27 protein-coding genes are annotated in these 24,410 nt (G+C 39.1%); 23 read left to right on the top strand and 4 right to left on the bottom strand.

The genetic code is table 11. The features are described from left to right. Positions 1–54: 54 nt before the first annotated feature. Together QQK06_RS05055 and QQK06_RS05050 are read left to right on the top strand one after the other, a co-directional pair. A complete protein-coding gene (locus QQK06_RS05055; RefSeq protein WP_284243551.1) occupies positions 55–699 on the top strand; it encodes a FlgO family outer membrane protein in 645 nt (214 codons plus the stop codon). 10 nt (positions 700–709) lie between these two features. Continuing rightward, positions 710–1,177, top strand: coding sequence for an LPP20 family lipoprotein (locus QQK06_RS05050; protein WP_284243549.1), 468 nt, complete (start codon positions 710–712; stop codon positions 1,175–1,177). A gap of 217 nt (positions 1,178–1,394) precedes the next feature. On the opposite strand, the gene QQK06_RS05045 is transcribed toward QQK06_RS05050, so the two are convergent. The 3 genes from QQK06_RS05045 to flgA form a co-directional block, all read right to left on the bottom strand. Continuing rightward, positions 1,395–1,826 (bottom strand): flagella synthesis protein FlgN, encoded by a 432-nt coding sequence (locus QQK06_RS05045; protein WP_284243548.1) that lies wholly within the window; start codon positions 1,824–1,826, stop codon positions 1,395–1,397. 34 nt (positions 1,827–1,860) lie between these two features. Then, complete coding sequence (gene flgM / locus QQK06_RS05040; protein ID WP_431313636.1) at positions 1,861–2,175, bottom strand: flagellar biosynthesis anti-sigma factor FlgM; 315 nt, start codon at positions 2,173–2,175, stop codon at positions 1,861–1,863. Positions 2,176–2,250: 75 nt separating this feature from the next. Continuing rightward, the gene (gene flgA / locus QQK06_RS05035) at positions 2,251–2,940 is read right to left on the bottom strand and encodes a flagellar basal body P-ring formation chaperone FlgA (protein WP_284243546.1); all 690 of its coding nucleotides are present in this window, start codon (positions 2,938–2,940) and stop codon (positions 2,251–2,253) included. A 176-nt stretch (positions 2,941–3,116) separates the two neighbouring features. Between flgA and QQK06_RS05030 the strand changes: the two genes are divergently transcribed. The 21 genes from QQK06_RS05030 to QQK06_RS04930 all read left to right on the top strand — a co-directional run bounded on the left by QQK06_RS05030 (position 3,117) and on the right by QQK06_RS04930 (position 23,663). Beyond that, positions 3,117–4,049, top strand: coding sequence for a chemotaxis protein (locus tag QQK06_RS05030; protein ID WP_284243544.1), 933 nt, complete (start codon positions 3,117–3,119; stop codon positions 4,047–4,049). A 34-nt stretch (positions 4,050–4,083) separates the two neighbouring features. After that, entirely contained in the window at positions 4,084–4,914 is an 831-nt protein-coding gene (locus QQK06_RS05025; RefSeq protein ID WP_284243543.1) for a CheR family methyltransferase, read from the top strand. A gap of 71 nt (positions 4,915–4,985) precedes the next feature. After that, entirely contained in the window at positions 4,986–5,384 is a 399-nt protein-coding gene (gene flgB, locus QQK06_RS05020; RefSeq protein ID WP_284243541.1) for a flagellar basal body rod protein FlgB, read from the top strand. Positions 5,385–5,386: 2 nt separating this feature from the next. Then, positions 5,387–5,812 (top strand): flagellar basal body rod protein FlgC, encoded by a 426-nt coding sequence (gene flgC / locus QQK06_RS05015; RefSeq protein WP_284243540.1) that lies wholly within the window; start codon positions 5,387–5,389, stop codon positions 5,810–5,812. 19 nt (positions 5,813–5,831) lie between these two features. Further along, entirely contained in the window at positions 5,832–6,521 is a 690-nt protein-coding gene (locus tag QQK06_RS05010) for a flagellar hook assembly protein FlgD (RefSeq protein ID WP_284243539.1), read from the top strand. Between the two features lie 62 nt (positions 6,522–6,583). Continuing rightward, the gene (gene flgE, locus QQK06_RS05005) at positions 6,584–7,921 is read left to right on the top strand and encodes a flagellar hook protein FlgE (RefSeq protein WP_284243538.1); all 1,338 of its coding nucleotides are present in this window, start codon (positions 6,584–6,586) and stop codon (positions 7,919–7,921) included. Positions 7,922–8,088: 167 nt separating this feature from the next. Further along, entirely contained in the window at positions 8,089–8,814 is a 726-nt protein-coding gene (locus tag QQK06_RS05000) for a hypothetical protein (RefSeq protein WP_284243537.1), read from the top strand. 261 nt (positions 8,815–9,075) lie between these two features. After that, positions 9,076–9,816 (top strand): flagellar basal-body rod protein FlgF, encoded by a 741-nt coding sequence (flgF, locus tag QQK06_RS04995; RefSeq protein WP_284243536.1) that lies wholly within the window; start codon positions 9,076–9,078, stop codon positions 9,814–9,816. 20 nt (positions 9,817–9,836) lie between these two features. Further along, positions 9,837–10,625 carry a flagellar basal-body rod protein FlgG gene (gene flgG / locus QQK06_RS04990; protein ID WP_284243535.1) on the top strand — a complete coding sequence of 263 codons (789 nt, stop codon included), beginning with the start codon at positions 9,837–9,839 and terminating at the stop codon, positions 10,623–10,625. 18 nt (positions 10,626–10,643) lie between these two features. Further along, positions 10,644–11,327: a flagellar basal body L-ring protein FlgH gene (gene flgH, locus QQK06_RS04985; RefSeq protein ID WP_284243534.1), complete on the top strand. Its 684-nt coding sequence runs from the start codon at positions 10,644–10,646 to the stop codon at positions 11,325–11,327. A 23-nt stretch (positions 11,328–11,350) separates the two neighbouring features. Continuing rightward, positions 11,351–12,466: a flagellar basal body P-ring protein FlgI gene (locus QQK06_RS04980; protein ID WP_284243532.1), complete on the top strand. Its 1,116-nt coding sequence runs from the start codon at positions 11,351–11,353 to the stop codon at positions 12,464–12,466. Continuing rightward, positions 12,466–13,452, top strand: coding sequence for a flagellar assembly peptidoglycan hydrolase FlgJ (flgJ, locus tag QQK06_RS04975; RefSeq protein ID WP_284243530.1), 987 nt, complete (start codon positions 12,466–12,468; stop codon positions 13,450–13,452). Before QQK06_RS04980 ends, flgJ begins: the two co-directional genes overlap by 1 nt. 49 nt (positions 13,453–13,501) lie before the next feature. Further along, complete coding sequence (gene flgK / locus QQK06_RS04970; RefSeq protein ID WP_284243529.1) at positions 13,502–15,514, top strand: flagellar hook-associated protein FlgK; 2,013 nt, start codon at positions 13,502–13,504, stop codon at positions 15,512–15,514. Positions 15,515–15,523: 9 nt separating this feature from the next. After that, a complete protein-coding gene (gene flgL, locus QQK06_RS04965) occupies positions 15,524–16,732 on the top strand; it encodes a flagellar hook-associated protein FlgL (RefSeq protein WP_284243528.1) in 1,209 nt (402 codons plus the stop codon). A 121-nt stretch (positions 16,733–16,853) separates the two neighbouring features. Then, positions 16,854–17,666, top strand: coding sequence for a flagellin N-terminal helical domain-containing protein (locus QQK06_RS04960; protein WP_284243527.1), 813 nt, complete (start codon positions 16,854–16,856; stop codon positions 17,664–17,666). Positions 17,667–17,950: 284 nt separating this feature from the next. Then, positions 17,951–18,760, top strand: coding sequence for a flagellin N-terminal helical domain-containing protein (locus tag QQK06_RS04955; protein ID WP_284243525.1), 810 nt, complete (start codon positions 17,951–17,953; stop codon positions 18,758–18,760). Between the two features lie 87 nt (positions 18,761–18,847). Next, positions 18,848–19,258, top strand: a complete 411-nt coding sequence (locus tag QQK06_RS04950) for a flagellar protein FlaG (protein WP_284243524.1) — start codon at positions 18,848–18,850, stop codon at positions 19,256–19,258. Positions 19,259–19,283: 25 nt separating this feature from the next. After that, entirely contained in the window at positions 19,284–20,660 is a 1,377-nt protein-coding gene (gene fliD, locus QQK06_RS04945; protein ID WP_284243522.1) for a flagellar filament capping protein FliD, read from the top strand. A gap of 93 nt (positions 20,661–20,753) precedes the next feature. After that, complete coding sequence (gene fliS, locus QQK06_RS04940; protein ID WP_284243520.1) at positions 20,754–21,167, top strand: flagellar export chaperone FliS; 414 nt, start codon at positions 20,754–20,756, stop codon at positions 21,165–21,167. A gap of 19 nt (positions 21,168–21,186) precedes the next feature. Beyond that, the gene (locus QQK06_RS04935; RefSeq protein ID WP_284243519.1) at positions 21,187–21,507 is read left to right on the top strand and encodes a hypothetical protein; all 321 of its coding nucleotides are present in this window, start codon (positions 21,187–21,189) and stop codon (positions 21,505–21,507) included. Next, positions 21,504–23,663 (top strand): motility associated factor glycosyltransferase family protein, encoded by a 2,160-nt coding sequence (locus QQK06_RS04930; RefSeq protein WP_284243518.1) that lies wholly within the window; start codon positions 21,504–21,506, stop codon positions 23,661–23,663. The genes QQK06_RS04935 and QQK06_RS04930 overlap by 4 nt, the downstream gene beginning before the upstream one ends. Before the next feature lie 55 nt (positions 23,664–23,718). Here the strand turns inward: QQK06_RS04930 and QQK06_RS04925 are convergent, their stop codons facing one another. Next, the gene (locus tag QQK06_RS04925) at positions 23,719–24,408 is read right to left on the bottom strand and encodes a class I SAM-dependent methyltransferase (RefSeq protein WP_284243516.1); all 690 of its coding nucleotides are present in this window, start codon (positions 24,406–24,408) and stop codon (positions 23,719–23,721) included. Positions 24,409–24,410: the final 2 nt, after the last annotated feature.

Below are 24,410 nucleotides of genomic sequence, written 5' to 3'. Positions count from 1 at the left end.
TAAATAATGCTAGAAAAACCACAGAGAATTTTGATTGCGATTGAGGAGTACTCAATGAAAAAATGGCTATTATTAACATTACCTTTCTTGGTGTCATGTAGCATGATGTCAAGTAACGACGATTTTTATCGGGTTGTACAGCAAGAACGAGGTGAGATTGATGCCTTTAAACTCCCTAAACATGCAATAAATGATGTAGTAAAAGGGCTTGCTTATCAAATGCTTGAAACGAGTTCTTTCGTCAATCCACAAACACCGATAGCAGTAACCTCATTTGTTGATTTAAAAGATTTAGAATCAACTAACTGGTTAGGTAATCAGCTATCTGAAAACTTTATTCATGAGTTACAGCGTCACGGCTTAATTGTTGTCGACTTTAAGACTACTGGGCATATTCGTGTCACTAAGGATGGCGATTATGTTTTTACCCGTGATTGGAAAGAGTTGCCTGAACGCCAGATTATTGACTATGTCGTCACAGGTACCATGACCAAACAAGACGATGGTATTATGGTTAATGCCCGTATGATAGGTATGCAATCAAGAGTAGTGGTGGCTAGTGCTCAGTCATTTATTCCTAATTGGGTTATTGGTGATGAAATCAGTCGTATAGAAAATGTCAGAATGGTAGATGGCATGATTATCAGAGACAGTGAGATGCTCACCAATGAAGCACGAGCAGTAGAAATTCAGCAATAGGTGGCGAGCAATGAAAAAATCTCTAATAACTGCCGTAATCCTTGGCATGAGTACCTTATATTTAACTGGTTGTAGTAGTATTTACGATAAACATGTGCAGTGGCAACGGGTTAAACCAGAGCGTTTTCCGGTGTTAAAGGCGATAGGGCAGGCTCCTATTAGCTTACAAAAATCACAGAATAAAACCCAGCGGATGTTAATGGCAATTAAAGCATCTAAACTTGCCGCTTATGCAGAGTTAGCCGAACAAGTTTATGGTCAGCACATTAATGATAGCACGACAATGGCAAATCTAATCGTAAATAATCAAGAACTTACCGCTTCGGTTAACGGTATTATTCGCGGTGCAAAAGTATTAAAGAGCTATCCAGTTGGTGATACTTATACTACTGAGTTGTCATTAGACTTTAACGATGTTTATGATTTGTATCTTGCTAACAGCAATCACAAAGAAATAAAAGACGTGCGATATTACTGATCCTATATTTCCATCAATAAAAAGACAGTTAAAAATCCGGCAACTTGCCGGATTTTATGTATAGGGTGTACGGTATATCGCAATAGAAGTGTGCCTGTATACGAGTGGATGGGTATAGAAGCTAGAGCGCAGCAGAATGTCAGAGTCAAATATGAGGGAAATGTTGCGGGCTAAAAATATGTATAGCAGTAACGAAATTTATTTGATTTGTGGTTAATTAGGCTTTGATCCCCAAACTACTTAATCCACCGCTGGTTTTGCCTTTATTATCGTAGGTCATTGAAGATTTATTATGATTTTGTAACAGCGTCGTTTTCATGCGTTCTACGGCGAGCGATGATTGCTGAATAATTTGGCCATTGATTTGATTTTTTTCTTTGCAACGAACTAGCACAGCTTCTATATCGGTAAGTATTTCAGTAAACAAGCCTTGTGCTTTTTCATTTTTAAATTGTAGACTTTGTTCAAATTGCTTATCTAACGCTTGGATAGTCAGTAATAATTGATTTTTTTGCTCAGAAATTTCCGTCAGCTTATCGGGATCGTGTTGTTGTAAGATCTGCTTTTCATTATCAATAATTACTTCTAATTGTTGCAATTGTTCAAGCTGGGTTTGCAATTGAGAAAAATATACTGATTCTGACGACACCTGACTATCCTTAATTCATTATTATGCTTGGTTATTACCCAAGTTTAAATTCAAAGTTAGCTATGCTAGCGGCTAACTTTTCAGGGTTAATTTTGTACTCGCCAGACATTATGGCTTTCTTAAGTTGTTCTACTTTTTTCTGGTTTACAGCTGAACTTTCATTGGCCTTTTTCTGTAATTCGCCTAATTGTTTTGCCTGAGGGGTAATAGAAACTGAGTCTTTACTCGCTACTTTTGATTGCTCAGCCGCAGCAGAGTTTTGTGTTGCTTGCTGTTTTACTTGAGTTTGCTGATCAATTTTCTGTTTAACTTGATTATTATTGGTCAAGTTGTTGATATTCATAGCCATAATTAAATCCTATTGGCAACTAATACTAGATTTCTATCTTTTTATCGGCAAATTACCCTGTTACTTTAACATTTTTTATAAATTAATTACCACTTGATTAATCGATTTAACCTGCGCGGTGATCACCTTACCGGAACGGGAATTTCTCACTCTGACTTGCTCATCAAAGGTTGCATTTTTAAGCGCAATGCCAGAGGTTTTAATGATAAAGCTATCAGATTCGGCACTGATGGTTACAGTTTCTCCTTTACACACTACACAAATCACCTTGTTAGTAATTATAGCTCCTGCTGTTAATGTACGCTTGGTGCGGGCACCTAATACTTTTGATGGTTCGTCAATAACTTCACCTCTGATCCGGTACAAGTCATGCCATTCGATGCGGATATTGTCATTTGATAAGATACTGCCTTTAGCAATTTTTCCATTACTGACTAACACTGGCACGGTAGTTTCTACTTTAACCGGGAGAAATAATTGCCAGGGTGTTGAACTTTCACAAGAAATTTTCACATTTAGATTTCTACTAGAATAGTTTTCAGGTATATTTGCGCTCAGCGGCACCGAGCAAGGCTTAATAGTGATCCTGGGGTCGATTGTTGCCGGAGTGACCTGAATTTTTCCGTTTGCTGGTTGCTCGATGTTTTGTTCAACATATGCTTTTGCAAAATTTATGACATCATCAGCACTATAGCTTTTCGCATTGCTGGAAGCTAAAACGGGTAACAACAGTGAAAATGTTATAAATATCTTTAATTTGCTCATAAATTTTGTAATCTAGTACTAGGGAAATTCAAATACTCGTCTATGCTTTATTTATAGAGAGAGTAACGGGCTAAATCCGTCAATTTTCAGGCGAATTTAACTAGGTAATATGTACAATCAAGAATTGTGCCTAAATGAGTGAGCGGTTAATTAGGTCCATTCTATATGAGGTTTTTATGGCTGGTATTTTAGATTCAGTAAACCAACGAACCCAGTTGGTTGGTCAAAACAGGCTTGAGTTATTGTTATTTAAGTTAGTTGGCCCGCAGAGGTTTGGAATAAACGTATTTAAAGTGCGGGAAGTGATGCCATGCCCTCGTTTAACCTTGTTACCTAAGCAGGACAAATTTATTAAAGGGGTGGCTCATATCCGTGGGCAAACGATTTCCGTTATCGATTTAAGTAAAGCGACAGGCGGCCCCGAAATTACCCCTGATGAAAATTCATTCGTTATTATTGCTGAGTACAATCGCAGTGTGCAGGGTTTTTTGGTTGCAGGTGTCGAACGTATTGTTACCTTAAGCTGGCAAGACATAATGCCGCCGCCAGAAGGGACTGGAAAGTCCAGTTATTTAACTGCGGTGACAGAAATTGATAAAGAAATGGTTTCCATTTTAGACGTAGAAAAAATTCTTAATGAGATCAGCCCTGTGTCAACGGAGCTTAGTGACGATGTTAAAGATGAGTCTTTCGGTAAAAGTATTGGTGAGCGGGTAATTATGATTGCCGATGACTCCACCGTTGCCCGTAACCAGGTAAAAAGAGCGTTAGAGCCACTTGGGCTAAATATGGTGTTGGCAAAAAATGGTCAGGATGCATTAGATCAGTTAAATGCGTTAGCGGAAGGCTGTGATTCCATCGACGAAAAAGTGGCATTATTAATTTCTGATATTGAAATGCCGGAAATGGATGGCTACACCCTGACGGCAGAAATTAAGAGTAATGAACAGTTGCGTAAAATGCCAGTGATATTGCATACTTCGCTCAGCGGCGTCTTTAACAACGCTATGGTCGAAAAAGTAGGTGCTGAAGATTTTATCCCTAAGTTTCATCCTGATGAATTAGCGACAGCGGTGAAAAAGTGGTTGAACAAAAAAGAGCTATCTTGATTTAGCGAGTAATTATTAAGGTGGAAACAATATAGTGGCATCTCGTCAGCTTGATGATAAGAGCTATCATCAATTTAGAGAGTTTTTGGAGCAACAATGCGGGATCGTACTAGGTGAAAATAAGCAGTATCTAGTAAAAAGCCGCTTGGCACCGTTAATGGCAAAATTTGATATTGCCACCTTAGGTGAGTTGGTTAACCGCACGTTAAGCCCAACGGAGCGGCAACTACGCGCCTCGGTTATTGACGCCATGACCACCAATGAAACCTTATGGTTTCGTGACGAATATCCGTTCGAATTGTTGAAAAAACGTTTATTTCCAGAATTTAAAGGACAAAAAACACCCGTTAAAATTTGGTCGGCGGCTAGTTCTTCTGGTCAGGAACCTTATTCTATTGCAATGTCCGCGATGGAGTATCAGCAGAGTAATCCGGGGAATTTGCCTGGCAGCGTGCAAATTATTGGCACTGATATTTCAAATACCATGTTAGAGCACTGTAAATATGCGCGTTATGATTCATTAGCGTTAGCGCGAGGTTTGTCGGCAGAACGTAAGCGTTTGTTTTTTGAGTCGGCTGATAACGGTATGCTTAAAGTCAAAGATCCCGTCAAAAAATTGGTTAATTTCAGACAACTCAATTTATTAGGTAGTTATAGCCTAATGGGGCGTTTTGATATTGTCTTTTGTCGCAATGTATTAATTTACTTTGCACCTGAAATTAAAAAACAAATTTTATCGCAAATACACGGCGTGCTAAATCCTGGAGGTTACCTATTTTTAGGAGCTTCTGAGTCGTTATCTGGCCTGAACCAAAACTTTGAAATGATCCGTTGTAATCCCGGTATCGTTTACCGTAAAAAGTAACCCTCCTCCTATTTAAAAAATCTATGGCATAAATATTGAATGGCTTCTTCCAGAAGATTGGAGGTAGCTTTATGGCCATAAGTTTTGAGAAAGCATTTGGGATCCTTCCTGATAGTTTACAAGTGCGGGCAAAAAATGCTGAAGTAATAGCGGCAAATATTGCCAATGCAGATACCCCTGGCTACAAAGCCAAAGGCATGGATTTTCAAACCGCATTAGCACAAGCGGCAAACCGGCAACAGGCCGGCATGACAAAAACCCATGAAAAACACTTCGATGTCCGCACTGAAATTAATAATGATGTAGATTTTCGTGTGCCAAATCAACCAGATACAGGTGATGGTAATAATGTTGATGTACAGATGGAACGAAACTTGTATCTAGAAAATTCAATGCACTATCAAGCCAGCATTCAATTCCTTAATAGTAAGATTAAAGGGTTGAAGCAAGCGATATCTGGAGGTAAATGATAATGAGCTTATTTAATGTCTTTGACATTTCTGCGACTGGGATGAGCGCTCAATCTGTCCGCTTAAACACCACGGCGAGTAATATTGCTAATGCCGACAGTGTTAGCAGCAGTATCGATCAAACCTATCGTGCTCGCCATCCAGTTTTTGCCGCCGAGATGCAAAAAGCTGCCGCAGGGCAAAGTAATGGCGAATCGGTTGGTGTTCAGGTATTAGGGATAGTGGAAAGTAATAAACCGCTCAATGTTGAGTATTCGCCGGAGCATCCAATGGCAGATGCTAACGGTTATATATATAAGCCGAATGTTAATGTGGTGGAAGAAATGACCAATATGATTTCAGCGTCTCGTTCTTATCAAACTAACATTCAACTGGCTGAATCAGCGAAGAATATGTTGAACAAAACCTTAATGTTAGGTCAACGCTAGTGACTAGAGGGGAATAATTATGGAATCGGTAACTGGCGGTAACACATTAGACAATATGCGCTGGAAAAAGGACGACAATACTGTTAAGGAAGAAAATGACCGTGGCATGTTAACGCAAGAAGATTTCTTTGCCTTGTTAACCAAAGAATTATCTCATCAGGATCCGACCAAGCCGGTTGAAAACAATGAGATGATTTCACAAATGACAGCATTTTCAACTACTGATGGCGTGTCTGAATTGAATGAGCAATTTAGCGCCTTTGCCGCGACTATGTCGTCGGGCCAAGCCTTACAGGCGTCATCTTTAGTTGGACGCAGTGTATTAGTGGATGAGAATGTGTTTGGTAAAGCGGCGGGTGAGTCGGTAAAAGGTAAATTAGTCACTGATGAACCGGCTAGCAACGTTAATATTTATGTTGAAAATACCGCTGGTGAAATTATTCAAACGGTCCCTATTGGTTCAGTACAAGCTGGTGAGTTTACCTTTACTTGGGATGGTCAAATGTCTGACGGTGAACCAGCTCCTGAAGGCGCCTATCGTTTTCGTATTGCCGGTTTAGTCGATGGTCAGGCATCAGAATTGCAAGCAATGACTTATCGCAAAGTCGACAGTGTCACCCTGGCTGGGCCGGGCGGCAGTATTTTATTAAACCTAAATGGTGGTAGCTCAATGGCATTATCTGATGTTGTTGAAGTTTCCGAAGGCTAGTAGCCTGAATATTTAAATATTCAGGCTACAGCAAGTACAGAATTTTTATATGAGGTGAAGTTATGTCATTTAATATAGCACTAAGCGGGTTAAATGCCGCGCAAAAAGACTTAGATGTTACATCTAATAATATTGCCAATGTGAATACCACAGGGTTTAAAGAGTCACGTGCCGAATTTGTCGATGTTTATGCTGCGTCGTTATTAGCCGGCGGTAAAACCAAAGTCGGTGACGGTGTGTTGACTGCCGATGTTGCGCAGCAGTTTGCTCAGGGCAGTATTAAATTTACCAGTAATGCGCTGGATTTGGCGATCACCGGCAATGGCTTTTTCGCTACTGTACCTGAATTAGATAGCTTGGAAGTGTCTTATACTCGGGCCGGTGAATTTAAACTCAATGCTGACAACTTTGTTGTTAACTCGGCTGGCGGTCATTTATTAGGCTTCCCGGTTAATGCGGATGGTACTTCATCATCGGTCGCCTTAAGTACCGCAAAACCAATTCGTATTCCAACGGCTTCCGGTGCGCCGCAGCAATCATCGGAAGTAGATATTCGGATGAACTTACCGGCCGGTGATGCGGTGCCACCATTTGCCTTTGACCATACCGACCCGTTAACCTTTAATAATTCGACTTCGGTAACTATCTTTGACTCTTTAGGTGACAGCCATGTCATGACCTATTATTTTCGAAAAGTCGCTGCCAATGAATGGGATGTGCATACCGCAGTTGACGGTACCTTAGTGAATGTTGTTGATACCGGTACCGGTACTGGTACACAAAGCGATGGTGTTACCCCTGCAGCAGCTGGTGCTGCTGGTGCTGCCCGTTTGTATTATAGTCCTGGTGGTGATTTTGTCGGTCAATATCCTGATACTATAACAACGACTATCTTGGGAGCTGGTATTTTAACTAACGGCGCAGATCCTAATCAGACAATTACCGTAGACTTTAATTTAGATACTACCGGGCCTAACCCGAATGAACCAACCCAGTTTGCTTCCAACTTTGAAGTCACTTCGTTAGAGCAGGATGGTTTGGCGGTTGGCCGTTTAACCGGTCTGGATATCGATGCCGATGGTCTGGTACGGGCTACTTACAGTAATGGTACCTCTGAGCCATTATCTCGGATTGCTTTAGTCGGTTTTGCCAATAACCAGGGCTTAACTCAGGTCGGCGGTACTTCGTGGAAAGAAAGCCTGGTTTCCGGTGAACCACTAGCCGGGGAAGCAGGTTCAGGAACGTTCGGGACTATTAACTCGTCGGCGCTGGAACAATCGAATGTTAACTTAACGTCCGAGCTTATCGACTTGATTTCCGCCCAGCGAAACTTCCAGGCGAACTCACGGGCACTGGAAGTGGACAATCAGCTCAACCAGACGATTTTACAAATCCGTTAACACTAATGTTTAATTGATAACAACAAAAGCAGCACGATGTGCTGCTTTTTATTTTTAATTTTTTTCTTTATAGTTGCTTGTGAATGGCAAAAATGGATTTTTGCATTTGCAATCTTTCCTTTTTGATATTCTTATAAATTTTAAATAGTTATAGAAAGAGGATAAAAATGATTAAAGGAATTATTGTTAGTGTTGCATTATTGAGTGCCTCAGCCCACGCTGAATTTATTGTAAAAGACTGGAAAGTTCCAGGTGATGGGCTAATTATAGAAGATACTGTTTCTCAGCTAGAGTGGTTGAGTCCATCGGTTACTATGGGAAGTCATGTTTCAAATTCTTTATTCAATGTCTATCGAAGAACACAGGAAACTGTCGAACCAGGATATGAATTTTTGAATTATGATCTTATTGGCTGGCGTATTGCCAACCATGAAGAAATGTCTAGTTTGTTTATTCATTCATTTCCTTCTATTCCAGAGTATATAACCCGTGATGATCAATTCTCTATTGATTATCCTGCTCCAACTCCTGTAGAGGCTCAAGCGGCAATAGATTTTGTTTCTCTATTTAAAACGGCTAATTATACTAGCTCTGGAATTTATTGTAGGAATGATATAGATGTAACTCAATATTCTTCGACCGACTCTGGTTGCTCAGTATGGTCTGTAATTACTGGAAGCAAAGTGGAAGGATTAGATCAAACTATATATGGTGCTAATGTGATAGGAAGTTATGGTAAGTGGTTGGTTAGAGGGACACTTGTACCTGATGAAGATACATGCCCATCGATACTTACTGAAATGACTCGTCAACAGGCAATTGAATATATAGAGCATTTAAGTAGTCAATTGACGGATCCGAATGCAACAGTAATTACTCCTTTAGATTTTTAGTCAATAATACTAAGCCCTTTTAAATAAGGGCTTTTATGTACAGGATGTACGGTATAGCGTGGGTTCATGGACGAACAGGAACGCATATGTACCGTAGGCCGTCCTGAGCGCAGCGAAGTGCGATAATTACGTTTTTTGTTGAGGCAAGTCTCAACCTACACCTCGCCATCCACCAATAGATTTTTCTTTATCGTTTAACTTTTCATCTCTGGCACTTTATTTGCATTTATCCAGTTAAGATAGATTTTACCTGGATTGACGATGGATAAGATGCTCTATATCGCCATGAGTGGCGCCAAGCAAAATATGAAAGCGTTAGCGATTAATGCCAATAACTTAGCCAATGCTAAGACCACTGGTTTTAAGGCAGACCTAGCGCAGGCGCGCTCGATGCAGGCATTTGGTGAAGGGCTGCCAACCCGAGTGTTTGCCATGACGGAAAAATCCAGCCAAAACTTTGACAGTGGTGCTTTGTTAACTACGGGACGGGATCTGGATATTGCGGTGCAAGGACATGGCATGATTGCAGTTCAGGCAAGAGATGGTCGTGAAGGTTACACCCGTGACGGGCATTTATCGATAACTGAAGATGGCTATTTGCAAACTTCCCGTGGTGATTTAGTAATGGGTGACAGTGGACCTATTAGCTTACCGCTGCCAGTCAATAATATCGAGATCACTGCCGACGGTACCATCATGGTTCAACCTGCCGGAGCACCAACTACCATACAGGAAGAAGTGGCACGGATAAAACTGGTTAATCCTGATACCCGTACCTTAAAACGTGACAATGACGGTTTATTCCGTGGCAAGTTAAATGAATCTGATGCCGACGTTTCCGTACAGCTACGTAGCGGTATGTTGGAATCAAGTAATGTGAATCCGGTTGGTGAAATGACTGAGATGATTGCTTTGCAACGACAATTTGAAATGCAGTTGAAACTTATGAAAACCGCTGAGGAAATTGACTCAGCCAGTGCATCGCTATTGCGTGCATTCTAGATGAATTATTGAGGTGACTTATGAACGCAGCATTATGGATCAGTAAAACAGGCTTAGATGCACAATCGAAAGATATCGCGGTGATCTCCAACAACCTGGCTAATGCCAGCACCGTTGGTTTTAAGAAAAGCCGGGCGGTATTTGAAGATTTACTTTATCAAACCATTAATCAGCCCGGTGGTCGTTCAGCACAAGATACAGAAATGCCGTCTGGCTTAATGCTAGGTGCTGGTACTAAAGTGGTGGCAACCCAGAAAATTCATTCACAAGGGGATATGATCACTACAGATAATTCCCTAGATATGATGATTCAGGGCGAAGGATTTTTTCAGGTACAAATGCCGGATGGCTCTTTGTCTTATACCCGTAATGGTCAATTCACTATGGATGAAGAAGGCAATATGGTGACGCCAGGCGCCGGTTATTTATTGCAACCACAAATTACTTTGCCGGAAGATGCGCAGAGTGTGATCATTTCACAAGACGGTGAAGTGTCAGTAACGTTGCAAGGTCAGGCAGAACCTGCGGTAGTCGGGCAAATCAATACCGTTAATTTTGTTAACCCAACCGGGTTAGAACCTATCGGACAAAATTTGTTTGTTGAAACTGCGGTTAGTGGTACGCCACAAGAAGGTGTGCCTGGGCTGGAAGGCTTCGGCATGATAGTTCAAGGGGCATTAGAAACGTCTAATGTTAATACCACCGAAGAATTAGTGAACTTAATAGAAAGCCAACGGGTGTATGAAATGAATTCAAAAGTGATTTCAGCCGTTGACCAAATGCTTAGTTACATTAATCAGCAATTATAATTGATTGAGGTACGTCATATGAAAAAGTTAAGTCTACTACTTTGTGCATGGATGACGTTAACTGGCTGTGCCAGTGTAGAACAAGCGAAAACATTACCCGACGATCCGGAGTTTGCACCGATCTTACCGGAAATGGAAGAAGAACCAATTGTACCTACTGGCTCATTGTTTCGACCTAACTATGTCAACAATATTTATTCCGATTCAAAAGCCCATCGCGTCGGTGACATTATTTCGGTGATCTTAAGTGAAAGTACTCAAGCACAGAAAAATGCCAAAACCGAATTGAAGAAAGAGAATAGCGCCAAGCTTGATCCTATTACCGGTCTTGGTGGCACTTCAGTCACCTTTAAAAATGATGCGCTACAGTTTGGGCTGGATCAGGAGTCTGAGTTTAAAGGGGATTCAAAAAGCAATCAGGGTAACAGTTTAAGCGGTAATATTTCTGTCCACGTCTTGCGGGTATTGCCAAACGGTAATTTAATGATCCGCGGTGAAAAATGGATGACGCTTAATAACGGCGATGAATATATTCGACTAACCGGCATTATTCGTTCTCAGGATATCAGTTCCAGTAATACCATTATTTCTTCTAAAGTGGCTAATGCCCGTATTCAGTATTCAGGTACTGGTGCGTTTGCTGAGGTGCAGGAGCAAGGTTGGTTATCGCGTTTTTTCAGTAGTTCTTGGTGGCCGTTGTAGGCAGTCTGCCAGTGGAGATTAAGATGAACATACATTTAATAAAAATTGTCAGCCTAAGCTTATTCCTGTTAACACAATCTGTTAGTGCGCAACGGGTTAAAGACTTAACCGACGTAGCTGGCGTAAGAACTAACCAATTAGTCGGTTATGGTTTAGTGGTAGGTTTACCTGGCACCGGCGAGCAAAGTCCGTTTACTGAACAAAGCTTTAAAACCATGCTTAGCAACTTTGGTATAACCATGCCGAGTAATTTAAAGCCAAAAATTAAAAATGTTGCCGCAGTTGCTGTACATGCAGAGCTACCGGCTTTTGCTAAGCCTGGACAAACAATAGATATTACAGTTTCTTCCATGGGGAGTGCGCAAAGTTTACGTGGCGGTACATTATTGCAAACGATTTTAATGGGTATTGATGGTCAAGCCTATGCCGTTGCTCAAGGCAGTTTAGTGGTTAGTGGCTTAGGTGCAGAAGGTTTAGATGGTTCAAAAGTGCTGGTTAATACGCCAACGGTTGGTCGTATTGCTAATGGTGCGATTGTCGAGCAGGAAGTAGCATCGCCTTTTAATACTGGCGACCATATTACTTTTAATTTGCATAATGCTGATTTTAGCACTGCCAAGGCGCTTGAAAAAGTGATCAACAGTGAATTTGCTAATCCAAATGATCCGGCAACTTATATTGCTCATGCCATTGATAATACTTCAGTAAAGGTGACAGCACCTCGTGATCCCAGTCAGCGAGTGAGTTTTTTAGCGGTATTAGAAAACTTAGAATTTGAGCCAGATTCTCCATCGGCGAAAGTTATCGTTAATTCTCGTACAGGCACTATTGTGATTGGTGCTGATGTTCGTTTATTACCAGCGGCCATTACCCATGGTGGCATCACAGTGACCATTAATGAAACGCAAGATGTTTCTCAGCCAGATGCCTTTTCTGAAGGAGAAACTGTGGTAACCACGCAATCGATTGTTAATGTCGATGAAAGTGATAACCGGATGTTTGTTTTTGATCCAGGTATTACCTTAGATACCTTAGTACGGGCGATTAATAATGTTGGTGCCGGCCCCGGTGATGTGATGGCAATTCTTGAAGCATTAGAACAAGCGGGTGCGTTAAGAGGAGAGCTGATCATTATTTAATGATCAGTGATGTTATGACTAACCGAATGAACGAAGCACAAAATTATTTAGACCTTAACGGCTTAAATAGTATTCGTCAGCAATCAAAAGCAACCGATAAAGCATCTAAAGATGAAGCATTAGCAACGGCTGCCAAGCAGTTTGAAGCGATATTTATGCAAATGTTGCTCAAAAGTATGCGTAGCGCGCAAGATGTGCTGGAAGCGGATAGTCCATTTAATTCACAATCAACAAAATTCTATCGTGATATGCACGATCAGCAACTTGCACTGGAATTATCAAATAACGGTTCGTTAGGTTTATCTGATTTAATTGTTCGTCAATTAGGTGGTGATAGTGAAAACTATACGCCAAGCAGTGTATTAAAATCGCAGGTGGCGAGTTTTGACGCTGCTAACAAAAAAGATCCAACTGAGTTAGCCATGCCTGAGCGACGTCAATTTACTGACTATGTGACTCAGCGCTCGGCAGCGCAAAATTCTGCAGATTCCGTTAGTACGGCAAAAGAAAATGTCGCCTTTAAACAACCACAAGATTTTGTCAGCGCTTTAACTGAACCGGCAAAACGGGTCGAGCAGAAATTAAATGTGCCGTTTCAGGTGGTGATTGCTCAAGCGGCGTTAGAAACTGGTTGGGGACAGAAAATCATTAAGACACCTCAAGGTCAAAGCTCAAACAACCTGTTTAACATTAAAGCGGATAGCCGCTGGTCAGGTGATAAAGCACATAAAGAAACCTTAGAATATCAACAAGGCGCTATGGTGAAAAAACGCGAGCCGTTTCGTGTCTATCAAAATATCAGTGAAAGTATTAATGATTACATTGATTTTCTATCTTCAAGTGACAGATATCAAGGCGCTCTAGAAAAAGCTCATAATGTGGAACATTTCCTGCATGGATTACAGAGTGCTGGTTATGCGACAGATCCAAACTATGCCAAGAAGATCATGGCAACTCTGCAAAAAGTATCCAGCCTAATTAAATAAAACAACTTGATGATTAAGTGTTTTAAGCCATTTATTAGGAGTATCAGTTATGTCGGTAAATTTGTATCAAACTGGGGTGAGCGGCTTGCTAGCTGCGCAGCAACAGTTGGCAACGACTGGTCACAACATTGCCAATGTTAATACTGAAGGCTATAACCGCCAACGTGCAGAACAAAATGCAGCTATTGGTATTTATACCGGAAATGGTAACTTTATTGGCTCTGGTACTTATGTTCAAGATGTTACCCGAATTTATAATCAGTTCTCTTATAAAGAGCAGCTACATAGTAAAACCAATCTCGGCTATTCCGACACCATACATAACAGCCTTAATCAGTTAAATGAAATTACCAGCTTTTCTGGTGGGGCAATTGGTAATTCAATTGAAAAGTTTTATCAAGCCATGAATAGTATTGCGGATAACCCAAGTGATTCAGGGTTACGCAGCATAGCATTGAGTCAGGCAGAGATTTTATCTAGCGACTTTCGCTCGCTTAATGAAAATATCGATCAAATGGAAAAATCAGCTAACGGTGAAATTCAATTAATGGCTGACAAAATAACCAAAATTTCATTTGAATTAGCAAAAATTAACGATCAAATTTTGCAAAATGACGCTGCTTCATTAACCGGCCAACCTAATGATTTACTGGATCGTCGCGATCAGCTAATAACTGAATTGAGTGAATACACTTCAGTTAATACGGTTACTGATGCCAATGGCGTGATGACGGTGATGATAGGCAGTGGATCGACGTTAGTTGCTGGTATTACCCCGTTATCCTTGTCAATTGAGGCAGGTGATCCTGATCCAATGCAAACCTCATTACAGTTGAGTAGTGCTAATGGCCAGGTAGAAATCAATAAAAATACTATTGGTGGAGCACTTGGAGCGAAATTTGAATTTCGTGATGAGCATTTGAGCAAGATCCGTAATGAAGTTAATCGCTTAGCAATGGCGATTTCACAGACGTTAAATAAAAGCCAATCTGAAGGCTTAGACCTTAATCAGCAGCAGGGACTCAATGTATTTACCGATATTAATAGCGCAGGATTAATGCAGAGCCGGGTGAGTAATTTCAGTGATAATACAGGTACGGTTTCAGCTAGTGTTAATATTACCGATGTTTCTTTAGTGCCAACGGATGAGTTTCAAGTGGAATGGGATGGCGCTAACTATGTCATGACTAATATGACTGACAATAGCACACAAACTTTAGTATTAACGCCACCAAATACTTATGACACAGGTATGGGCTTTTCATTTGTTATTGATTCTGGTGCTCCAGCTGCGGGCGATAAATTTTTGGTTCGTCCTACAGAAAATAGTGCAGCTTTAATGCAAGTTACCTTAAAAGATGCGGATGGTATTGCAGCCAGTACGCCAGTTGAAGTGAAAGCGTCGGAAGATAACGTCAGTTCAGGCGCGTTGAATATTATTGCTATGAATGATCCTGTGGCAGCGCGCAACTTTGTAAATGTTACTAACAGTGGCCTAACTGTTGATGTCTATCAAAATGGTGCTAACTATGATTACCGTATTTATGATGCGGGTGTCACGCCACCTAATCCGCCTTCTACTGCTGGTGCGATAACATCAGGCAGTTTTGCACCTGGTGCTACTGCGGTCATTGACTTACCTCCTGCGCCAGCAACAATGGCGTTTCAGATAGAGATCAGTGGCGACCCAGTAGGACAAGGAGCATTGGCACCTGAAGTATTTGAAATTAAAGATGCTTTTGGTATAGGTAATGGTAACAATGCTGGCTTAATGGCGTTAACCCAGGAGAAAGGGATTTTAAATAATGGCAAGGAAACTTTTAGCCAAAGTCTGGGGATTTCAACGGCGCGTGTTGGCTCTGATGCTAAGTCAGCTGAGTTAGTGGCTGATACCGCCGATGCACTTTTTACTCAGGCCTATAACCGAAATCAAGAAACTTCTGGAGTCAATTTAGACGAAGAGGCGGCGAATATGTTGAAATTTCAGCAAGCTTATCAGGCATCTTCGCGGATCATTTCTGTTGCTAATGAAATTTTCGATACCTTGTTGGCGGCAGTGTAGCAGGAGTAAATGATGAGAGTTTCAACCGCACAATTTTATTATCAAAATAGCCAACGATTAAGTGAGAAACAATCGGGCGTTAATGATCAAATGAAGTATATCTCTAGTGGTAAGCGAGTACTTACTGCTAAAGATGATGCCGTTTCTTATGGTACATTAGTTGGTTATAAAGATGAATTGGCAAATATTGAAAAGTACCAAAAAAATATTATCCAGGCAGAAAACCGTAATCAATTGCAGGAAAATTCATTTGCTAATGCAGAATTATTAATGCAGCAATTAAAACAGCTTTTTATTCAGGCAAACAATGGCACGTTATCCGACAGTGACTTATCTTCTTTAGCAGACTTAGGTGAAGATATTCAAAGTCAAATGCTTGATATTGCTAATGCAAAAGATGAAACGGGTGGTTATGTTTTTGCTGGGTATCAAATTGATAAAAAGCCATTTAACTTACAACCTGACAATAGCGTGACATATGTAGGGGATAATGGGAAAAGAGAACTACAAATAGCTAAAAGTATTTTGGTCGAAACCAATCAACCAGGTGATGAAGCTTTTCAACAGGTTGATAATCCGATTGGCGATTTTTCTGCGACATATGTCAATAATAACTCAGGTATTTCAGTAGGGCGTGCGGTTGTGGCTACTCCAAGTGCTTATGATCCGTTAACTAATCCACCTGATTACAAATTTGTCTTTACTTCTGCTACCGATTTAACTGTTACCGATGGTGGTGGTGCGACTGTTTTTACTACTGCTGCATATGTTCCTGGGCAAACTGTTGCCTTTAATGGTGTGGAAGTTCAAATTAGTGGCAATCCGTTGCCGGGAGATGAATTTGATTTAACTCCCGATGATAGTGTCGGCATTTTTGAAACTATTAAATCAGCGATAGATTGGATGAATGTTGGGGCTTCACCCGTAAATAGCCAACTGCACCAAGTAGATTATGGTGAAATTTTAGATCAGATTGAGGCAGGTTTAAACCATATCACCACTCAGCGTACTGAATCTGGAGTGCGACTGAAGATGATTGAAACTCAAAAAAATAATCATTTAGATTCAGAGCTTTACCTCTCACAGGGGCAATCACAAATAGAAGATTTGGATTTTGCGAAAGCAATCGCAGCCTTTGAACAATCACAAGTTGCGTTACAAGCAGCACAGCAAACGTTTATTCAAATAAAGGGATTATCTTTATTCAATTATATTTAAATCAATACTTGGCATAAATAGTGCTTTAAATAAATTGTGTCAAAAATTAATGTGTAATGTGGTTCCTATTTAATGTTGTTATCAGCACAGAACCACTACCTAAACTTAGGAGATGATAGCAATGGCTTTAGTAGTTAATAGTAATATTTCATCATTAAATGCCCAACGTCAGTTGCAGCGTTCGACCAATGATCTTGGAACGTCTTATGAAAGACTTTCATCTGGTAAGCGTATTAACAGCGCAAAAGATGATGCGGCAGGTTTACAAATTTCAAGTCGATTAACTTCCCAGGTAAACGGACTTAATCAGGCGTCACGAAACGCAAATGATGCAATCTCACTTGCACAAACAGCAGAGGGGGCATTAGACGAATACACTAATATGATTCAGCGTATGCGTACCTTGGCAGTTCAGTCATCAAATGGTTCAAATACTGATGCTGACCGCATAGCGCTTAACGCTGAATTTACCGAACTAGAATTAGAACTTGTAAGAATAGCAAGCTCAACCAGTTTTGGTGGGGTTACTTTGTTAGATAGTACTTATTCTGCTAACTTCCAAATTGGAGCTGATGCCGGTCAAACGATTTCTATCTCAATTCCTGCAAACTTTGGAACTATTGTTGGTACCGCAGAAACGATAACTGACTTTGCTGGTGCTCAAGCGGCGATTGACAAAATGGATAGTGCGTTGGCAACAGTGAACAGTACAAGAGCTGATTTAGGTGCCAAGCAAAACCGCTTTAGCTCGGTTATTCGTAGTAATGATAATACCGCACAAAATGTTTCAGCATCTCGCTCTCGTATACAAGATGCCGATTATGCGAAAGAGTCTGCAATACTAGCCCGTAATTCGGTATTGCAACAGGCATCAAGTTCAATGTTAGCTCAGGCTAACCAACAACCACAAATTGCACTTTCATTATTGCAATAATGTGCAGCTATTGAGAATAAAAAAACGGCAAATTATTGCCGTTTTTTTATATTTAATGGAAAATTTACACTATTAATATTATTAGGGATGAAAAAATATAAATAACAAAATGATTTAATTTCAATGTGTTGTGTTGTCTGTGAGTGATTTTTATTAAATTTTTTCTAAAAAGTTTAAAGTTATTTTTTTTATGTCCGATAAAGGTTGTAAGAGGCAAATAGACAAAACGTTAAGCCTCTACCATTAATTAACTAAATGGGTGGCTTAACCCGGAGGCTTTTATCATGGCATTAGTAGTAAATAGTAATATCTCATCAATTAACTCACAACGTCAGCTTGCTCGTTCTACAAATGAATTAGGTACTTCATATGAAAGACTATCATCAGGTAAGCGTATTAATAGCGCCAAGGATGATGCAGCTGGTTTACAAATTTCAAGCCGTTTAACTTCTCAGATTAATGGCTTAAATCAGGCTTCACGTAATGCAAATGATGCTATCTCATTAGCGCAAACTGCAGAAGGGGCGTTAGATGAATATACCAACACCATCCAGCGTATGCGTACCTTGGCTGTACAATCATCTAATGGTTCAAATACAGATGCTGACCGTCAAGCATTAGATGCTGAATTTTCTGAACTAGAATTGGAATTAGTAAGAATTGCCAGCCAAACGAGTTTTGGTGGTGTTAGCTTATTAGATAGTACTTATTCAGCAAACTTCCAGGTTGGTGCTGATTCAGGGCAAACTATCTCAATTAGTATTGGAACTAACTTTGCAACGCTTGTTGCCGCGGCTGAAACCATTACTGATTTTGCTGGCGCTCAAGGGGCGATTGACAAAATGGATAGTGCTTTAGCGGCAGTAAACAGTGTTCGTGCTGACTTAGGTGCTAAGCAAAACCGTTTTGGTTCAGTAATCCGCAGTAATGATAATACCGCGCAAAATGTATCAGCTTCACGTTCACGTATTGAAGATACAGATTACGCGAAAGAGTCTGCTACACTAGCTCGTAACTCAGTGTTGCAACAAGCGGCAAGTTCAATGTTAGCCCAGGCTAATCAACAACCACAAATCGCATTATCGTTACTATAATAGTAGTTGATAATGGACTTACTAAAATGGCACTCCATCTTAGGGGTGTCATTTTAGGTTAAAGTCATCACAATTTCGGAGGTGTTTATGGCAGTTAAAGTATCAAACGATCTTAATAGCAACGCCGTAAGTGTTAACCCTTTAAGTTTAGCAACTAAAGAACAACAACCAACGGGTGATGTAGATGATAAGTTGGTTGAATTGAAAGAAAAAGTTGATGAACCAGAAAAATCGCAGTTAACAGCTGAAGAAGAAGTGAAAGAGTTAGAAGAAGCTGTTGCAGTCATCGCTGATTTTATCAACATGCCAATGAAAAATATCAACTTTGCTAAGGATGATGGTTCAGATAAAACAGTAATTAAAGTATTTGATTCAGATAGTAAGGAGTTAATTAAACAATTTCCTTCTGATGAAGTACTGGAAATTGCTAAGCGAATAGTTGAATTGCGTCAAGATATTGGTAAAAGAACTGGTATACTTCTTGATGAAAGGGTTTAATTTGTATTATTAATTGGAGGCCAATATGGCTACTATTACCGCGCTCGGAATAGGATCAGGTTTAGATCTTGAAGGAATTGTCGAAGCATATGTTAATTCTGTTGCAATTCCGGAAGAGATACGTCTCCAAGAAAAAGAAGAAAGACTAGGTTTAGAGTTATCAGGAGTAGGAAGCTTTAAATCTGCTTTAAGTAGCTTTGATGATATTTTATCCCGCCTTGCCGAAGACGATGCTTTTAGTAAGCAAATTCTAACTTCTTCAAGTTCTGCTGTTGAGGTAACCAGTAATGGTTTTGCCAGTAATGGTAGCTTCAGTATTGATGTAGAACAACTTGCCCAAAGTAATAAATATAATTCTACTGTATTTGCCGGTGGTTCCTCTTCAACAGTAGGTTCCGGTAATTTAACTTTTGGTAATGGTACCGATAGTTTCGTTGTTGCTATCGATGCTGCCGATTCCCTTTCAGATATCCGCGATAAAATTAACTCAGCTAGTGATAATTTTGGTGTAAACGTTAATATTGTAAACGGTGATACCGGTTCATTTCTGGTTTTTGGTAATGAAAACACAGGTGTTGATAATCGGCTAACTATTTCAACCGATGATGCAAGCTTAGATAATATTTCAACCAACAATACTGAGGTTCAGTTAGCTCAGGACGCTAAAATCATTATTGATGGAACCACAACTGCGTACAGTGGTACCAATGAGTTTAAAAATATTATTGAAGACTTAACTATTAACGTAAGTGAAAAAACAGTTGCAGGATCGCCTGCTACAATTACTATTGAACAAGATGTTGAGTCAGGCGAGGAACTAATTGATGAATTTATTAAAGGCTATAATGCCGTTTTTGATAGCTTAACTGGGCTAGGAGCGCCTGAACAAGGTCGTTTGGCATTCGATCCAAATGTTCGACAAGTAAAGCAAGGCTTGGCGAATATGGTGATTGAGAGTATTAGTGGTTTAACAGGCTCAATTGATAGCTTGCGTGATATTGGGCTTGAAGTTAATAAAGATGGTTATTTAGAAAAGTCGACCTTTAGTTCACCTAATATCCCTACGGGTAGCGAGCGATTAAATAACGCTCTTTCTACTCAGTTAGAGGATGTGGCTGAATTTTTTAGTTCAAGTAATGGTTTAGCACAGCAGATGTCAGATTATCTCGGCACTTTTATTGATAGTGACGGAGTTTTGACACAGAGGCAAACAAGTTTAAATGAACAAATTAGTGAAATTCCAGATGAATGGCAAGCGTTGGAAGATAAATTACGTAACTATGAAAGTACATTGCGCTCGCAGTTTACTTATCTTGACTCTGTTGTTTCACAGTTTAATGCAACAAGTGCATTCCTGACATCATCACTGGCCAATATCAATGGCAGTGGAGGAAAGGAGTAAGCTAAAGTTACCATTTTATTAGCTTATTAACAAAAAACTCCCTAGGATGGTATGCTTTATGCTTGTTCTTAAATGAGTTCTATAGGAGTTATCATGAGAAAAAATTTACAATCTTATAAACAAGTGGATATTAAATCTTCTTTACTGTCTGCAGATCCCCATACAGTTATTTCTATGCTTTTCAATGGTATTTTTGATGCGTTAGCTATTGCCAAAGGTAGTATTGATCGTAAGGACTATGAAACTAAATCTGTTTCAATATCAAAAGCGATCAGTATTCTTAGATCATTACAAGATTCGTTAGATTTTGAAAGCCAACCGGATATTTCTAAGAATTTTAATGAATTTTATGAAGTTTGTATTGATAGGCTGATTGATGCTAGCACAACTTTAAATGTTGAAACTATTGATGAAGTCGTTGGGTTACTTCGCTCAGTTGCAGACGCGTGGCGAGATATACCTCAGGATGCTAAAGAAGAAGGCTTAGAAAAGCTTAAACAGAAATAAGAGGCGTAATCGGGTTTTAATGAATCAAGCTTTGATTGAAAAAATTAAAAAATTAACGCTTGATATTGACAAGCTTGTCCAAGAAGGAGATATCTTTTCTTGTGAAGGTTTGTTAATAGAGAGGCAGCAACTTCTTGAACAATTGTTTGCGGAGTTTAGTGCTATACCTGAGCCGAAAGTTGAACAAACAAAAACAATAGAAGCACTTTTTACCTGGATAAAGAATACGGATGATTTAGCGTTACAAAAAGTTGTTGAAGAGAAGCAGCTTATTGGAGAAAAAGTGTTATCCAAAAATAAAGCTAATAAAGCGATAAAATTATATCGAAGTATAGAATGATGAACGATGAGCTAGGTAAACAAAAATTATTAGATAAGTATCAACAGTTAGAACAACAATTAAAACGAATTAAATTAAATTTTACTAGCTTTGCAGAGCAAGAAAGTGCTTTACAACAAGAAGCGAATAAAATGTCTTTGCTCGTTTCTCCTGAAGAAGAGCTACTTGCTCGTTATCAAGTTAATTTAGAAGCATTTAAAAATTATTATCCTGATATTTATAACTTTTACCTAGATTTTGAACCGAAAAAGTATGCACTGAATATACAGGATGGTTTTGTAAATGCTGTTGATGTAAAGGCCGCTCGTAATTTTTATGAATATCCTGCCTTTTTAACGACTAAATTACAGTTTGATCAATTTTTACATTCAGATATGTTAAAAAAGTTTCATTTCAATGAGTCAGTTGAAAATGAAGCTAAATTTTCTCATGTTGATTGTCTTGATAACATCCAAGCGCTCAATCACCCTAAAAAACAGCCATTTTCTTTTGATAAAAGAAAACATTTGTGTTCTATGATAATTTTTGGTGTAGCTGCTGGCTATCATCTAGAAATGATTGCACAAAAATTTGTTTCTCAATGCCTTTATATTATCGAACCAGATATAGAACTTTTCTATTTATCTTTGTTCTGTATAAATTGGCAACATATTTTGGAAACAATAGATAAAAAGAACGGTAGAATTTATATCTCTATTGGCGAGCAAAAAGACACCTTTTTTGATGAATGTATGGATATGTCAGCAATTAGTGGACGTTATCAAATGTCGCATATTGCAGGATATATTCACTATATATCGGACGAAATGGATGAAATTATAAAAGAGTTTAATCGCCGTTATTTTGAAATGGGCCAAGGTTGGGGTTTTTTTGACGATGGTGTGATTGCTATAGCGCATATGTTAGGAAACTTTAAAGACAATGTGCCGATTATAAGTAAGGATGCTCAGTTTAAAACGAATTGCCAGGAAAAACCGGTATTTATAGTGGGTAATGGACCTTCATTGGATGATTTAATTGGTTTAATTGAATCATATCAAGATAAGGCTATTATTATCAGCTGTGGTAGTGCGTTAAGCGCACTATATGAATATGGTATTAAACCAGATTTTCATTGTGAACAAGAACGAACTTTTCCTGTTGCTGAAAAAATTGATCATTATTGTCCTAAGGAATTTTTAGAAAACATTATTTTATTTGCTCCGATGAATGTTCATCCCGAGGTCTTTAATAAGTTTGAGCGAAAATTTATGGCGGCTAAAAGTAACGAACCGTCTACTGCAATGTTGATGGCAACTGAGTCTGCTCAAAAGTACTATGATGCTTATCTTTATATTAACCCTACTGTCGCGAATACTGCGTTATGTTTAGGTTATGCTCTTGGTTTTAAAGAGTTTTATTTTATGGGGGTAGACTTAGGGCATAAACGTGGGGGCAGTCATCATAGTATTAATAGTCTTTATTATTCAAAAGACAATGAAGATAAAGGGTTGTATAAAATTGCGGAAGGAAAAGAAACTGAACTAGATGGAAATCTAGGTGGTAAATTTATCTGTGACGATTTCTTTTATACCTCAAATCTTTCGTTAAGCAGAATGATCATGTCTAATGAAGATCTTAATTGCTTTAATCTTAGCGATGGTTCCTTAATTAAAGGTGCAAGACCTCTTTTACCAGAAGAGTTTTCGCAGCAATTTTCAAAACTTTCAGCTTTTAATAAACCTGAGTTGGTTCAAGATGTTTTTGAAACAGCGACTATTGATGATAATCATCAGTTGTATCAAGAGCTAGTGAATAACTTGGCGTTTGATGACTTTGATGAAATTTGTCAGCAGCTAATATTGTTATCACAAAAGCCCATTGAAACATTTGATGATGCGATAAATTATCTGATGGATAATACTAAGGTACTAAGAGCTTCTAAAGGGCATGTGCATGACCTTCTTGTAGGTACCTTGATGCATGTACAAGTAACGCTAAATCATTTGCTTTATGGTGGAAAGTCAGAAGAAGATGGCTTAGCTGTTTTTAAACAAGGGATAAGTTATTTTAATGACTTTTTAGCAATTGCCCCTCAATATTATCGTGAAAATGCTTTAACTAGTCATTATTCAGACTCTAAATGGATCCGAAAATTAGCAGAGAGCTCTAAATAATCGTATGTGATTCATTAAGTTTTATAGTAATGAATCACATAAATTTACATCGTAATTACTTTTTTTGTGCTACAAAAACATGCCAGTGGTAGTTTAAGCCAAACCAATCCATGTGGATATCTGCAAAACAAAAGTTTTCAAAATGTGAGGAAAATTCTTCTTGGATTTCTTGTTGACTTGAAAAACACCTCATTATTTCTCCATTACGCTGATTAAAAAAATCATTTTTAATCACCTTATAGCCAGATATCTCACTGTCTTGGCTTTTGTCAAAAATAAAGCTAGTGGCTTTGGGAATTGAGCAAATAATCCATCCACCTTTTTTAATTACTCGCGCAAGCTCGTTTACATGTTGAGGAAAGCTTGTCTGTTCATGTGACATATAATAGCAACTGTTCCAGCTCAATAAAAAATCAGAAAAGTTCTCATCAAATGGAAGGTTTGAATTTGATCCAACAAGCAAGTTTGTTTTAATGTTTAGAGCTTGTAAGTTACTTGATACAGACTCTACTATTTCTTCTGATATTTCAACACCATAAGACTCCATACTTAGCGCTGAAAATAATGATAAGTGACGACCATCACCACAACCAACATCTATAATAGACTGACCCGCCTTAGGTTTTGGCATTTTTAACTGTGGAAATTCGCCTTTAAAAATTCTAATGACCCCCTCAGCAGGGTAGGCAATTTCAATGTTGTTATTATATAGCTCATTCCAATTTTGTGCTGCAGAATAAGTCATAG

Origin of the sequence: Thalassotalea insulae, assembly GCF_030161395.1 — a bacterium.
GTDB classification, from domain to species: domain Bacteria; phylum Pseudomonadota; class Gammaproteobacteria; order Enterobacterales; family Alteromonadaceae; genus Thalassotalea_E; species Thalassotalea_E insulae.
The sequence above is the reverse complement of the archived record's forward strand: the minus strand, read 5'-3'. Positions and strand labels throughout refer to the sequence as shown.

What these genes read in the sequence shown, in the direction of transcription:
- QQK06_RS04980 (WP_284243532.1), top strand. Translation starts at nt 11,351, where the DNA reads ATGAACATACATTTAATAAAAATTGTCAGCCTAAGCTTATTCCTGTTA.
- QQK06_RS05000 (WP_284243537.1), top strand. Translation starts at nt 8,089, where the DNA reads ATGATTAAAGGAATTATTGTTAGTGTTGCATTATTGAGTGCCTCAGCC.
- QQK06_RS04930 (WP_284243518.1), top strand. Translation starts at nt 21,504, where the DNA reads ATGATGAACGATGAGCTAGGTAAACAAAAATTATTAGATAAGTATCAA.
- flgL (WP_284243528.1), top strand. Translation starts at nt 15,524, where the DNA reads ATGATGAGAGTTTCAACCGCACAATTTTATTATCAAAATAGCCAACGA.
- flgJ (WP_284243530.1), top strand. Translation starts at nt 12,466, where the DNA reads ATGATCAGTGATGTTATGACTAACCGAATGAACGAAGCACAAAATTAT.
- flgC (WP_284243540.1), top strand. Translation starts at nt 5,387, where the DNA reads ATGAGCTTATTTAATGTCTTTGACATTTCTGCGACTGGGATGAGCGCT.
- QQK06_RS04960 (WP_284243527.1), top strand. Translation starts at nt 16,854, where the DNA reads ATGGCTTTAGTAGTTAATAGTAATATTTCATCATTAAATGCCCAACGT.
- QQK06_RS05050 (WP_284243549.1), top strand. Translation starts at nt 710, where the DNA reads ATGAAAAAATCTCTAATAACTGCCGTAATCCTTGGCATGAGTACCTTA.
- flgH (WP_284243534.1), top strand. Translation starts at nt 10,644, where the DNA reads ATGAAAAAGTTAAGTCTACTACTTTGTGCATGGATGACGTTAACTGGC.
- flgB (WP_284243541.1), top strand. Translation starts at nt 4,986, where the DNA reads ATGGCCATAAGTTTTGAGAAAGCATTTGGGATCCTTCCTGATAGTTTA.
- QQK06_RS04925 (WP_284243516.1), bottom strand. Translation starts at nt 24,408, where the DNA reads ATGACTTATTCTGCAGCACAAAATTGGAATGAGCTATATAATAACAAC.
- QQK06_RS04950 (WP_284243524.1), top strand. Translation starts at nt 18,848, where the DNA reads ATGGCAGTTAAAGTATCAAACGATCTTAATAGCAACGCCGTAAGTGTT.
- QQK06_RS05010 (WP_284243539.1), top strand. Translation starts at nt 5,832, where the DNA reads ATGGAATCGGTAACTGGCGGTAACACATTAGACAATATGCGCTGGAAA.
- flgE (WP_284243538.1), top strand. Translation starts at nt 6,584, where the DNA reads ATGTCATTTAATATAGCACTAAGCGGGTTAAATGCCGCGCAAAAAGAC.
- QQK06_RS04955 (WP_284243525.1), top strand. Translation starts at nt 17,951, where the DNA reads ATGGCATTAGTAGTAAATAGTAATATCTCATCAATTAACTCACAACGT.
- flgK (WP_284243529.1), top strand. Translation starts at nt 13,502, where the DNA reads ATGTCGGTAAATTTGTATCAAACTGGGGTGAGCGGCTTGCTAGCTGCG.
- flgF (WP_284243536.1), top strand. Translation starts at nt 9,076, where the DNA reads ATGGATAAGATGCTCTATATCGCCATGAGTGGCGCCAAGCAAAATATG.
- flgG (WP_284243535.1), top strand. Translation starts at nt 9,837, where the DNA reads ATGAACGCAGCATTATGGATCAGTAAAACAGGCTTAGATGCACAATCG.
- fliS (WP_284243520.1), top strand. Translation starts at nt 20,754, where the DNA reads ATGAGAAAAAATTTACAATCTTATAAACAAGTGGATATTAAATCTTCT.
- QQK06_RS05055 (WP_284243551.1), top strand. Translation starts at nt 55, where the DNA reads ATGAAAAAATGGCTATTATTAACATTACCTTTCTTGGTGTCATGTAGC.
- flgA (WP_284243546.1), bottom strand. Translation starts at nt 2,940, where the DNA reads ATGAGCAAATTAAAGATATTTATAACATTTTCACTGTTGTTACCCGTT.
- QQK06_RS04935 (WP_284243519.1), top strand. Translation starts at nt 21,187, where the DNA reads ATGAATCAAGCTTTGATTGAAAAAATTAAAAAATTAACGCTTGATATT.
- flgM (WP_431313636.1), bottom strand. Translation starts at nt 2,175, where the DNA reads ATGGCTATGAATATCAACAACTTGACCAATAATAATCAAGTTAAACAG.
- fliD (WP_284243522.1), top strand. Translation starts at nt 19,284, where the DNA reads ATGGCTACTATTACCGCGCTCGGAATAGGATCAGGTTTAGATCTTGAA.
- QQK06_RS05030 (WP_284243544.1), top strand. Translation starts at nt 3,117, where the DNA reads ATGGCTGGTATTTTAGATTCAGTAAACCAACGAACCCAGTTGGTTGGT.